At 44.3% G+C, this 12,953-nt stretch carries 10 protein-coding genes; 5 read left to right on the top strand and 5 right to left on the bottom strand.

What is annotated here, in order from left to right; translation table 11 throughout:
* Positions 1 to 2: 2 nt before the first annotated feature.
* On the bottom strand, positions 3 to 575 hold the full coding sequence (locus ED312_RS14085) for a MarC family protein (RefSeq protein WP_123216659.1): 573 nt from the start codon (positions 573 to 575) through the stop codon (positions 3 to 5).
* A gap of 152 nt (positions 576 to 727) precedes the next feature.
* Positions 728 to 1,516, bottom strand: a complete 789-nt coding sequence (locus ED312_RS14080; RefSeq protein WP_240643111.1) for a glycerophosphodiester phosphodiesterase — start codon at positions 1,514 to 1,516, stop codon at positions 728 to 730.
* Between the two features lie 155 nt (positions 1,517 to 1,671).
* On the opposite strand from ED312_RS14080, the gene ED312_RS14075 reads away from it, so the two are divergent.
* The 5 genes from ED312_RS14075 (at position 1,672) to ED312_RS14050 (ending at position 8,354) form a co-directional block, all read left to right on the top strand.
* Positions 1,672 to 2,241, top strand: coding sequence for a DUF3109 family protein (locus tag ED312_RS14075; RefSeq protein WP_123216658.1), 570 nt, complete (start codon positions 1,672 to 1,674; stop codon positions 2,239 to 2,241).
* Between the two features lie 380 nt (positions 2,242 to 2,621).
* Entirely contained in the window at positions 2,622 to 3,608 is a 987-nt protein-coding gene (locus ED312_RS14070; RefSeq protein ID WP_123216657.1) for a ribonucleotide-diphosphate reductase subunit beta, read from the top strand.
* Positions 3,609 to 3,663: 55 nt separating this feature from the next.
* On the top strand, positions 3,664 to 6,111 hold the full coding sequence (locus tag ED312_RS14065) for a ribonucleoside-diphosphate reductase subunit alpha (RefSeq protein ID WP_123216656.1): 2,448 nt from the start codon (positions 3,664 to 3,666) through the stop codon (positions 6,109 to 6,111).
* A 387-nt stretch (positions 6,112 to 6,498) separates the two neighbouring features.
* Positions 6,499 to 7,008 (top strand): RDD family protein, encoded by a 510-nt coding sequence (locus ED312_RS14055; protein ID WP_123216654.1) that lies wholly within the window; start codon positions 6,499 to 6,501, stop codon positions 7,006 to 7,008.
* Complete coding sequence (locus ED312_RS14050) at positions 7,008 to 8,354, top strand: deoxyguanosinetriphosphate triphosphohydrolase (protein ID WP_123216724.1); 1,347 nt, start codon at positions 7,008 to 7,010, stop codon at positions 8,352 to 8,354. The genes ED312_RS14055 and ED312_RS14050 overlap by 1 nt, the downstream gene beginning before the upstream one ends.
* A gap of 5 nt (positions 8,355 to 8,359) precedes the next feature.
* Here ED312_RS14050 and ED312_RS14045 read toward each other — a convergent pair whose 3' ends face one another.
* The 3 genes from ED312_RS14045 to ED312_RS14035 all read right to left on the bottom strand — a co-directional run bounded on the left by ED312_RS14045 (position 8,360) and on the right by ED312_RS14035 (position 12,663).
* Positions 8,360 to 9,400: an alpha/beta fold hydrolase gene (locus ED312_RS14045; RefSeq protein WP_394342868.1), complete on the bottom strand. Its 1,041-nt coding sequence runs from the start codon at positions 9,398 to 9,400 to the stop codon at positions 8,360 to 8,362.
* Between the two features lie 487 nt (positions 9,401 to 9,887).
* Positions 9,888 to 11,825 (bottom strand): sialate O-acetylesterase, encoded by a 1,938-nt coding sequence (locus tag ED312_RS14040; RefSeq protein WP_123216652.1) that lies wholly within the window; start codon positions 11,823 to 11,825, stop codon positions 9,888 to 9,890.
* A gap of 379 nt (positions 11,826 to 12,204) precedes the next feature.
* Positions 12,205 to 12,663 (bottom strand): hypothetical protein, encoded by a 459-nt coding sequence (locus ED312_RS14035; RefSeq protein ID WP_123216651.1) that lies wholly within the window; start codon positions 12,661 to 12,663, stop codon positions 12,205 to 12,207.
* Positions 12,664 to 12,953 lie beyond the last annotated feature (290 nt).

Genomic DNA, 12,953 nt, shown 5'->3' with positions numbered 1-12,953 from the left:
GGTTAAAACAGGTTGGTCGCATTACTGGCAAATAACTTTACCGCAATGGCAAGCAGTACCACGCCGAATATTTTGCGGATCACCCCGAGTCCGGATTTGCCCAGCATCCGTTCGATTTTCTTCGATGATTTCAGAACGATATAAACAAAAAGAATGTTAACGATAATAGCTACAATTATATTCTGCACATGGTATTCGGCCCGAAGCGATAAAATAGAGGTCATGGTCCCTGCCCCTGCTATAAGAGGAAAGGCCAGGGGGACTACAGAAGCCGTTTCCGGGGCGTCGTCATTATAGAGTGTGATGCCAAGGATCATTTCTATGGCCAGGAAAAAAATGATAAAAGAACCTGCCACGGCAAAAGAATAAACATCAATCCCGATGAGGCTGAGTATCTTTTCACCGACAAAAAGAAAGGCGATCATGATAATTCCGGCTATAACAGAGGCTTTTTCCGATTGAATATGCCCCACTTTTTCCCGTAGTCCGATAATGATCGGAATGCTGCCGATAATGTCGATCACGGCAAATAAAACCATCGTGGCAGTTACGATTTCTTTAAAGTTAAAGGTCATAATAGCAGTAAGTTAAAAAAAATGATGGCAAAAGTAAGCATATCCGTCGGATAAACAGAGACTTGCAATTAAAAAATAATCGGGAATCTTTTGCTCTCAGGGAACAGAGCAAATAAAGACTGCCGGCAATTGACAAAAACGGAATTCTTACTTTATTTTTTCAGGATATCGAACAATAATTCGGGCTCATTGGTAGTAATGAAATCCACATCCTGTTCCAGCAACCATTTCATGTCCTCCTGTTTGTTTACCGTCCAGACATTTACCGTGAGCCCTTCTTCTTTTGCCTGTTGTATCCACTCGGGGTGCTTCTTCATCACTTTTAATGAGTAGTCCAGGCCAAAGAAACTGTCTTTTTTCAGTTCGGCAGGAGACAGGTTGCCGTTGAGGTAGGCGACATTGGCCTGCGGGTCCAGGGCCATTACTTTTTTGCAGATGTCATAGTCAAAGCTGATGTAATCTATCCATTTTTGTGCCTTCAGTTTATGTACGAGTGCAACGGATTTTGCTGCCAGTTCCTGGCCACGGGCCTTGTCTTTGGATGGTTTTATTTCAAATATGAGTTTGGTGTGCTGCTGCTTCATGCCTTCCTTGATGTAGGCCTCGGCTGTCGGTATCTTTTCGCCGTTAGCATGTTGTTTTTGCAGTAATTCCTGATAAGTGGACTCTTCTATCTGCATCCCCATGAAGTCCGCATCATGGTTCACCACAAGTACACCGTCCTTTGTCATCCAAACATCAAATTCGGAACCTTCGCATCCCAGCGCTATGGCCTGGTTCAGGGAAGCAAGTGAATTTTCCGGGTGCCCGGCCTTTTTGAATGCGCCGCGGTGGGCAATTACTTTATTCCTGTTAAAGCCTTGTCCGTTCTGGGCAACAGCTTTCTCTGAAATGCCGGTTGCTATCATGCATGTGATAAAAAAGAAGAGTGTTTTTTTCATGTCTTTCGGGTCTTTTGTGAAAAAAGCTGTGCTAAAATAGGAAAATAATCCGGGTTGTCCCTGTAATATCATCACTAACTTAATGTTAGCTAAACGTAAAGGACCAAAAAATAAAATATTCGTACTTCTCATTCTTTTGTCCGTATCTTTGCCGCATGTTTCAATTAGGAAAGACCATAGTGTCCGAAGAGATTCTGGATGAAGACTTCGTGTGTAACCTGTCTGCCTGCAAAGGAGCTTGCTGTGTTGACGGGGATGCCGGTGCACCTCTCGATCAGGAAGAGACCGCTATACTTGAAGCTGTTTATCCGGAAGTAAAACCCTTTTTGCGTAAAGAGGGTATTGCTGCTATTGAAAAGCAGGGAACTTTCGTTAAAGGTGAAGACGGTGACTGGGAAACTCCCCTGGTTCACGGCAGTGAGTGTGCCTATGTTATCTTTGATAATAAGGGAACGGCACTCTGTGGTATAGAAGAAGCCTACAACCGGAAGAAAATCTCCTGGAAAAAACCTGTTTCCTGTCACCTTTATCCGGTTCGGGTCAAAGAATACTCCCAGTTTGCGGCCGTTAACTACCACAAATGGCATATTTGTGATGATGCCTGTACCCTCGGAAAAGAGTTGCAGGTGCCTGTGTATAAATTCGTCAAAGATGCCCTGATCCGTAAATTCGGGGAAGACTGGTACAGGGAATTGGAGGAAGTCGCCGAAGGACTGGAAAAATAAAAAGCGGGACATTGTGTTTCGGATTCCCATTCTTACGATGTAATCTCGTATTACTTCACCGTCAGAAAAACAGAATTTCTGTGTTGTCCTTACAGCGTTATTTTTTGATGGCGGGTCCTTGGTATTGCCTTTAAAATAAGAATTTTTCCGGAATATCCTCATTTTTTTACCGGAAAAGCATTTGAAGTCAAAATATTGTTTTTCAGTGGTATACGTCATTTTTGTCCGGAGATGTTCTGAAAACATTTCAACAGGTACTGTTAAAAACTTTTATTCGAAACTACTGCTTTAGCCTTTCATTTCTAACGACATTTTGCAATCTTTGTTAGTCCCAACCTGCCCCATTCAAATTAATACTAACTTCCTAAAAACGAGAAGAAATGTCAATGACTACAGAGCCCATTTTACAGGATAACAAAGACAGGTTTGTTATTTTTCCGATCCAGCACCATGATATTTGGGAATGGTATAAGAAACAGGAGGCTTGTTTCTGGACCGCTGAAGAAATTGATCTGCACCAGGACCTGAATGACTGGAATAACAAACTGAATGACGATGAGAGGTATTTTATAAAACATATCCTGGCATTCTTTGCGGCTTCTGACGGAATTGTCAATGAAAATCTTGCGGAAAACTTTGTGAATGAAGTGCAGTATTCCGAGGCAAAATTCTTCTATGGTTTCCAGATTATGATGGAAAACATCCATTCGGAAACCTATTCTTTGCTGATAGATACTTACGTTAAGGAAGAAAATGAAAAAAATCAGCTGTTTAAGGCTATCGAGGTTTTTCCGGCGATCAAGAAAAAAGCGGAATGGGCGCTACGCTGGATAGAATCCGATTCTTTTGCGGAAAGGCTAATTGCTTTTGCCGCAGTAGAAGGCATCTTCTTCTCGGGAGCCTTCTGTTCTATATTCTGGTTGAAAAAACGCGGACTGATGCCCGGCCTTACCTTCTCCAATGAATTGATATCCAGGGATGAAGGGATGCACTGTGATTTTGCCGTGCACCTCCATAACAACCACCTGGTAAATAAAGTCCCGAAAGAACGTATCAGGGAAATCATCGTTGATGCGTTGAATATAGAAAGGGAATTTATAACAGAATCACTCCCGGTCAGCCTCATTGGGATGAATGCGAAACTGATGACACAATACCTGGAATTTGTAACGGACAGGTTGCTGATAGAGCTGGAATGCGAAAAAGTGTACAACGCCACCAATCCGTTTGATTTTATGGATATGATATCCCTGCAGGGTAAGACCAATTTCTTTGAAAAACGCGTGTCCGAATACCAGAAAGCAGGTGTGTTGAATAAAGATAAAGATGACGATTCCCAGAAAATCAGCTTCGATGCCGATTTTTAACGAACGGTAACACAAACAGATTATGAAAAATATTTAACTAAAAAACAGTAGCGGTATGGATGTAATTAAAAGAGACGGTAGAAAAGAGCCCGTGATGTTCGACAAGATCACAGCACGGGTTCGAAAATTGTGTTACGGGTTAAATACCCTGGTAGATCCCGTAAAAGTAGCAATGCGTGTCATAGAAGGATTATACGACGGAGTGACCACTTCGGAACTGGATAACCTGGCGGCTGAAATTGCGGCCACAATGACCACCACACATCCTGATTATGCCAAACTGGCTGCAAGGATATCTGTTTCCAACCTGCATAAGAATACCAGGAAGTCTTTTTCCGAGACCATGGCCGATCTCTACAATTATGTAAACCCTCGCACCGGGAAGAAGGCACCGCTGTTGTCTGACGAAGTTTACAAAGTAATCCAGGAAAATGCCGAAACATTAGATTCGACCATAATATACAACAGGGATTTCGGGTACGACTATTTCGGGTTTAAGACCCTCGAACGTTCGTACCTGCTGAAACTCAACGGTAAGATAGCCGAGCGGCCGCAACACATGCTCATGCGTGTTGCCGTAGGAATCCACCTCGATGACATGGAGAGCGTTGTGGAAACATATGAACTCATGTCCAAGAAATACTTTACGCACGCTACGCCCACCCTCTTTAATTCCGGGACACCAAAACCGCAGATGTCCTCCTGTTTCCTGCTGGCCATGAAGGACGACAGTATAGACGGCATCTACGATACCTTGAAACATACCGCAAAAATATCCCAGTCTGCCGGAGGAATAGGCCTTTCCATTCATAACATCCGCGCTACCGGGAGTTATATCGCCGGCACTAACGGTACTTCCAACGGTATAGTACCCATGCTCCGCGTATTTAATGATACTGCCCGCTATGTAGACCAGGGAGGAGGAAAACGAAAAGGAAGCTTTGCCATTTATGTAGAGCCGTGGCATGCTGATATTATGGATTTCCTCGACCTTAAAAAGAACCACGGAAAAGAGGAAATGCGTGCACGGGACCTGTTCTACGCCATGTGGATACCGGACCTGTTTATGAAAAGAGTGGAACAAAACGGGACCTGGACCCTGATGTGCCCTAACGAATGCCCCGGGCTATTCGACAGCTATGCAGAAGAGTTTGAGAAAAAATACGAAGAATACGAAGCCGCAGGCAAAGGGAGGAAAACCATAAAGGCAAGGGACTTATGGGAAAAAATACTCGAATCGCAGATAGAGACGGGGACACCCTATATGCTCTATAAAGATGCGGCCAACCGTAAATCCAACCAGAAAAACCTCGGAACCATCCGTTCTTCCAATCTCTGTACCGAGATACTGGAATATACCTCTCCCGATGAAGTGGCCGTATGTAACCTTGCATCTATTGCATTGCCTATGTTTATCAAGGGCAATGAATTTGATCATAAAGAACTCTTCAGGGTCACCAAAAGGGTTACGCGGAACCTTAACAGGGTGATCGACAGAAACTATTACCCGGTAAAAGAAGCACAGAATTCCAATTTTCGTCACCGTCCCATAGGGCTGGGTGTTCAGGGACTTGCAGATACTTTTATCCGCCTGAGAATGCCTTTTACCTCCGATGAGGCCAAAACCCTGAACCAGGAGATTTTCGAAACCATCTATTTTGCCGCGGTAACAGCGTCTATGGAAATGGCCAAAGAAGAAGGAGCATACGAAACGTTTAAAGGCTCACCGATTTCTCAGGGAGAATTCCAGTTTAATCTGTGGGGCATAAAAGACGAAGAACTGAGCGGAAGATGGAACTGGACAAAATTACGTAAAGATGTCATGAAACACGGCGTACGGAATTCCCTGCTCGTTGCGCCTATGCCTACCGCATCCACTTCGCAGATACTTGGCAACAACGAGTGTTTCGAGCCGTACACATCCAATATCTATACGAGAAGAGTGTTATCAGGAGAATTTATTGTCGTAAACAAACACCTCCTGGAAGACCTTGTAAACCTCGGTTTGTGGACGGAAGAACTGAAACAGGAACTGATGCGTGCCAATGGCTCCATACAGCATATAGAAGGTATTCCCCAGGAGATAAAAGATCTTTATAAGACCGTATGGGAGCTCAGTATGAAAGATATTATAGATATGTCCCGTCAACGGGGGTACTTCATCGATCAGTCGCAGTCACTGAACCTGTTTATGGAAAATGCCAACTTTGCCAAGCTCACTTCTATGCATTTCTATGCCTGGAAAAGCGGGCTCAAGACAGGAATGTATTATCTGAGGACCAAATCGGCGGTCGATGCCATTAAATTTACTTTAGACAACAGTAAAAAGGCTGCTCCGGAACCAAAACATGCAGAAGTACCGGCAGAAGCAGGTGCCATGATACCAAATGCAGCCGGAAAACAACCTGTGGCCGTAGAACCCCTGACACCGGCAGAGCTGAAGGAAATGCTGGCCAAGTCCCGCGAAAGCGAAGACGATGATTGCCTGATGTGCGGGTCTTAGAACTTGTTTAAATTTTGTTTCGGGAATATAGTTTATAGCGTATTTTTCGTCTGGCGAAAAAGAAGCATAAAAGAACCGAAGGCGATGCCTGAGTTTGCCGAAGGGATAAAACTTGAACAGTTTCTTAAAAAGGGAAAATTTACAAGAAGATAATCACACAACCCCGGAGAAGCTTTACGGAAAGCTTCTCCGGGGTTTTGAAATGCAGACAGAGAAGCAAATATAATCGCCCCGGAAAATTTAAGGAATATATACAAACAACAGAACAGACAAGCCATGTACAGGGGAGAGGGAGAAGGTGAGAGGGCAGGAATTTTGATCGGGACCTGAACCATTTATAATTTTGCTATATGTTTGCCCTGACATAAACAATCTGAATTACGACCTGTGCAGAAAAAATACTACTATCTTCCCGAAAAAGTATACGCCAGTAAAGGCAAACGCTTAGCCAACTTTGTTATAGACCGGATCGTGATCTATGTATTGACATTTTTGATGGGCATGCTGGCCTTTGTATTGTCCGAAGCATTGGGAATGGGGGGCTTTCTTCGTTTTATAGAGAATATGACCGCCATGGAAGAACTTTTGTTCGGGGTGGTCGTCAGCCTGCTCTATTACATGGCTCTGGAAAGCACGACGGGCAGGACCATAGGGAAGTTCATTACCAATACACGGGTAATCAGCGAAAACGAGAAGAAAGCGGCCCCCGATGAAGTCTTTATCCGGAGCCTTTGCCGTTTTATTCCCTTCGATGCTTTTTCTTTCTTGGGCAGCGAAGGCAGGGGATGGCACGATTCCATACCCAAGACCTATGTGGTGGACATTAAAAAATACGATGAAGAAAAACAAATACGGGAAGGCCTGGACCAATTAGGAGCAAATACACAAGAAATATGATGCAATGGGAAGAACTTTTGTCCCTTAGACGACAGGGAGACAGAAATAAAAGATTACGTAAAGAACAGGAAGAGACCCGTCTGGGGTTTGAGGTCGATTATGACCGTATCATATTTTCTTCTTCCTTCAGGAGTTTACAGGACAAAACGCAGGTGATCCCGTTGTCCAAGACCGACTTCGTACATACCCGTCTCACCCACAGTATGGAAGTATCCGTAGTAGGCCGTAGCCTCGGGAGGATCGTAGGTATAAAAATACTGGAAAAGCACCCTTACCTGCAGGAAGTACACGGATACAGGTTTAATGATTTCGGGGCTATCGTGGCCGCCGCCGCCCTTGCCCACGACATCGGGAACCCGCCTTTCGGGCATAGTGGTGAAAAAGCCATAGGAGCATTTTTCAAGACCGGGGAAGGAAAGAAATACAAAACAATGCTCACGGCCAAAGAATACCAGGACCTGACTGATTTTGAAGGAAATGCCAACGGTTTTAAGATACTTACGGAAAGCCGGGAAGGTGTTCAGGGCGGGCTGAGGCTAAGTTATGCCACTCTTGGGGCCTTTACCAAATACCCGAAGGAATCGCTCCCTAAAAAGCCTACGAAACATATTGCCGATAAAAAATTCGGCTTTTTTCAGTCTGAAAAGGAATTTTTTGAAGAAGTAGCTTCCGAACTCAACCTGCGGCGTACACGGAATGGTGGAGATGTGTCTTATGCCCGGCATCCGCTCGCTTTTCTCGTAGAAGCAGCAGATGATATCTGTTATACGATCATCGATTTTGAGGATGGCATTAACCTGGGGCTGATAGATGAGGAATACGCCCTGGAATACCTGATAAAGCTGGTTAAAGACCGTATCAATACCGGTAAGTACGGAGAACTGAAAACCAAAGAAGACCGGATAAGCTACCTCCGGGCCCTGGCGATCAACACCCTTATCGAAGAAGCCGCACGGGTGTTTATAGAAAACGAGGAAGCCATACTAAAAGGGGAGTTCTCCACATCGTTGCTGGACAAATGCAGGTATATGGCGCAGGTGAATGATATTATAAAACTGAGTATCGAAAAGATATACAAATCCGAAGAAGTAACGGAAAAAGAAATAGCAGGCTATGCCATTGTAGAAAAACTTCTCGGAGTTTTTTGTAAAGCTGCTTTGCACAGGTTTTTCGGAGAGGAAACCCATTACGACAATCTCGTACTGCAACTTATACCGGAGAAATACCTGCACGGGTTTAGGTCCGAATACCAGTGCCTCCTCGGGGTGAGTTGTTTTGTGGCAAGCCTCACCGACGGAAGGGTCGTAGGTATTTATAATAAAGTCAACGGGGGGCAGATCGGTTAAGGGGATCAGTTATATTTGTCCAGAAAGGATTTTACAATGTCGAAATAAGCTTCCCCGGCTTCCAGGTTAAGGTTATGGGCAGCGCCCGGTATAATGTGCAGTTCCTTTTTATCCTCCGGAACCTTTTTAAGGGCAGCGTAAATCTTGTGGGCCTGTTTTAAGCCTATGGCATAATCATATTCGCCTTGAACAACGAGGACAGGTTTGGTTATTACTCCGATTTCACCAATAATGTTCAGGTGATTGTATTCGGGAGTATTCCGGAATACCCGGTTCACATATTCGAATTTTTGCATGACCGTATCAAATTCCGCTTTGGTATAATGGGCCCGTTCATAATATCCTGACGTTTTTCCGAGTGCCGCCGCTTCTTTTCTGGCTTTCTCATTGGCCCAGTAGGCATTGAAGCCCAGTGCTTCCGGAAAGGTGTGTTTCAGGAGGTTTACTTCCTCAAAAAGCTGGTCAAAATCACTTTGTTCTATTTCCTGCAATCTGGAGAGAATTTTCCTGTAATGATCTTGTGCTTCCGGATCGTCCGATTCCTTCAGCAGTTTCTCGGCCAGGCTTCTTTCATATTCAATGAGGGCAAGAATAGGATATACGCCATCTGCCTTTCCGCTTACACAAGTATAGGTATTTATTTTTTCCTGGTACTTTATCATATACAATAACCCGAGAGTACCTCCCCAGGAAGCACCGATGAGATTTACCGGCCTGTTATTGTATTTATCTTTTAAATGGTCTACTACCGCATCCAGGTCTTCTACGAACTGATCCATGTTCAGCATGGAAGAATCCTTTTCTACATCTGATTTACCACTTCCCCGTTGATCCAGGTAGGCAACCAGGTAGTCGTCTTCCAGGTACAAACGGTTAAATTCATGGTCAAATCCCGAAAAAGCGCCCGGACCACCATGCAGATTGATCAATAACGGTGCGTCCGCATTTCCTACCATGCGGACATATAAATTTGATTTTTTAACAGGAATCCGAAATTCAGTATCTGTTTTGGGCGTTTTATCCGTACAGGCCGATAAGACGGACATAAATAAAAGTAAGAAAAGAACAGGAAGGGGCAGTTGTGTTTTAAGTATCATAGAGGGCATTTTTTTAATAGGATAAAGACAACTCCCTTTTCAGGACTGAGGTAAAAATGATTTTTCGGCAATGTGCTCAAAAATCACTTTTGTGATATACCGATGTCAGTCATCTCCGGACATTACCAACGTATCGGAGCAGAGTATTTTCGAACCCCGGATACCAGGTAAAGTATAGATAATCAGTTGCTAATGTAATGAATTTTACTTAAAAGCCGTTGTCCCGGGTTTAAACCAGTGCCGTACGGCTAAACTGCATGCTGGTCTGTAATATAATTTTTTTCCTATAATTGCTGATTGTCTTACAGGCGGGGGCATACATATCTGCGGGGATATTGCCCCGGGCACAGATGCAAATTTCCATTCCGGTTGAACGGGCGAATAAAGGCATGTTTCATATCCTGCGGATTAGGTAATCTGTAAAATGCGGCAAATATTATTTTTTGAGTTCAAAAGGACTTGCCAGTAAGCCGTTTTCCGAGTACAGGTTAGCCGTAGCCGGATTATTAGCCCAGGCATACCGCACCACTACCGGATCAGAAACCATATCATTCCAAACCCTTATGGTGTTTTTACCCGTTATCTCGGCCTTTGCCCATACAAAGTTTTTTCCGTCTGCCGAAATTGCAAAATACTCGAGTGCTTTATCATTCCGGGTTGTTAAACCTCTCCCGGCATGATCGAACGTAATCATTACATAGTCCTTTTTAAAGTCTGCTTTCGCGGGAACAGGTCCCGAGGCCGTTAATGCCTTTTCACCGTAAGCTATTTTCCTGGCCAGCAGTGCCAGGCGTTTACCGACATCTTTTTTGTTTAGAGGATGAATGTCATTCCATTCGCCCAGGTCGGTTATAACGGCCATTCCCGTATTCGGTACGGATAACGTATTTAATTGCGCCTGTCTTAATACCGCCCAGTTACTTTCTATCGGGGTATCGGTTTCCTCCATAAAATTAGCCAGTTGTACGTAGAGGAAAGGAAAATCGCCCTGCTTCCATTCTTTTCTCCAGTTTCTTATCATGGCAGGGAAGGTCTGGTTGTATCCTTCCGGATTTCCGGTGTTTGATTCTCCCTGGTACCAGATTACCCCTTTTATGGAATAATTGAACAGGGGGGCTATCATTTTATTGTATAATCCACCCGGTTTCCAGCGTATGAATGTTTGTCCCGGTGCGCGGGGCATCGTTGCACCAATCCGGTATTTCCACGTTCCCTTCAGGTCTATGGTATCACCGGGAACAGCGAGATAATACGGTTTATCCGGGACAAAGCCACCGTTTCCCGCATTACTTACAACCCGGATGGTTATAGTATTTCTGCCCGCTTTCAGCACACCGGCCGCTATGTCGTATTTCCGCGGCGGGTACTGGTAGCCCGTAGTCCCCACCTGTTTTCCGTTTACATAAGCATAATCCTGGTCCACAATACGCCCCAGGGATAATCTTGCAGGTTTGCCCGCCATGTTTTCCGGAATATCCACCGTTTTACGGAACCATACAGTACCGGTATGGTGCCCTATAGGACCTTCTTTCCAGTAACCGGGGATCTCCACGGTATCCCAATCCAGGTCTTTTGTTTCCGGACTGCTCCAGGCATTGTTTTCGGTGAGTCCCGGATCTTTAGCGTCCAGAGTCCGGTACCAGTCGGCAGCACGTGCACTGTCTTTGGCCTCTGTTTTTTTAATAAGGGCATCATCTTTATATTTTTGAAGTTCCTTATAAGCATAGGGAAACTCTTTCAGGGTCTCTTCACTCATCCAGGCCTCCACGGGCGAACCTCCCAGGGAAGCGTTGATAAGCCCTATGGGAACCTGATACTGTTCATATAATTCCAGTGCGAAAAAATAGGCCACGGCGGAGAAGTCGAGAATATTTTCCGGGGTGGCACTTAGCCATTCCCCGCCTTCCAGGTCTTTATTCTCCTTTTTAAAATCATATTGATCCGGCACCAGGAATTGCCGTATATCCGTAGTTTCAGCCAGCCGGACAATTTCCGCATATTTTTCGCGGACCCTTGCCATAGGAAGTTCCATATTGGATTGCCCCGAACAGACCCATACATCCCCGAACGCAATGTTTTCTACCGTTACCCGATTACTTGCTTCAAATAACATATCATAGGGACCACCGGCTTTTTGTGGGGGGAGCATAATGTGCCAGTCTCCGTTACTATCCGCTTCCGTTTTATAGGTGTTATCCCCGAAAGTAAGTTTTACCGGTTCGCCCGGCGAAGCCCATCCCCATACCTTGATTTCATGATCCCGTTGCAGGATCATATTGTTGCCGATAAGACGGGGAAGCCGGATTTGTGCAGATGTGAAAGCCGGGAACTGCAGGAGTATAAAAAGAATGCCGAATATGCTCAACTTATTCATGGTAAGGTCGGTTTTATATGTTATGTGAGGTTATGGTTTGGTCTTTCTTATAGTCTTTATGACTACTAAAATACATTTTTTTGATGAATAATAACAGGTTTAAACAGGGGTATTTCTGTTTTCTTCATTAAAAAGGAAGAAAATTTTCAGGATTTGCTTATTTCTCATAAGCCCGGGATTAAGAACTCATACGCCAATACCTTTCGGATATGAAAGCGCCCGTGTTTAGCAGTCAGATAATAAAACCTGCATTCGCAATACCTTCGGGTGGCTATGACATCCGCAGATATTAAAAAAGGATTGCACCCCGGAAAATCGGTTCATAGGTGCCGGAATGAATATTTTTCCGTAGAGGGAAGATCCCCGGTTTTCTTAAAGACTATTTCGTTGAGATGTTATAAAAAAGGCCCGGTCCGTCACATACCTGCATATTGTTGACCAAAACATTTTCCTCCGCATCCATCCTCAGGTATTCCTTGTTATCGTTGGAGCAGGTCCCTATAATCGGGTTGTTACTGTCCGTGTAGGTAAGGGATACCCCTGTTTGATCACCATCCTGTACAATAACAAATGTTCCCCCACCGGTCAGGGTCTCATTGTCCGTCATCCTGGTTTTTATAAAAGTGTCATCGTCGTTCAGTACATAAGTTTCCTGCCATTCCATATCTTCCCCGCTAATAACAGAATCCTGCCGGCTGGGGGTCATTTCGAATAATTTCCATTCCTGGGGATAAGAATTGTTCAGGAGCGGGTTGTCTACGGAAGAATCATTATCGTCATCCGAGCAGGAGAAAAACAAAAAGGCTAAAAACACGAAATATAGGATACGAAAGTTCATGGCGTATATTATTTTAGTTATTAAAAATATTGCGGGTGAGTTGGGAAGATGGCTATGTTCTAACAAATATGGGGCTTTTTTACCTTTTAAGTAAGAAAAAGCATCGAAAATTAGAAGTACATCCGGAATTATATTTTATTTGTATTACTAATTCCTGGAAAGGGGCCGGGATATAATAATCAGTTATCCTTTATATCTTATGAAATGAGCCATAACAATTTGAGTTGATACCTCCCGATCCCGATAATCCCGATAACTATCGGGATCGGGACTATCGGGACGAAATGTTC

The sequence above is a fragment of the Sinomicrobium pectinilyticum genome, from assembly GCF_003725735.1.
GTDB lineage: Bacteria > Bacteroidota > Bacteroidia > Flavobacteriales > Flavobacteriaceae > Sinomicrobium > Sinomicrobium pectinilyticum.
The sequence above is the reverse complement of the archived record's forward strand: the minus strand, read 5'-3'. Positions and strand labels throughout refer to the sequence as shown.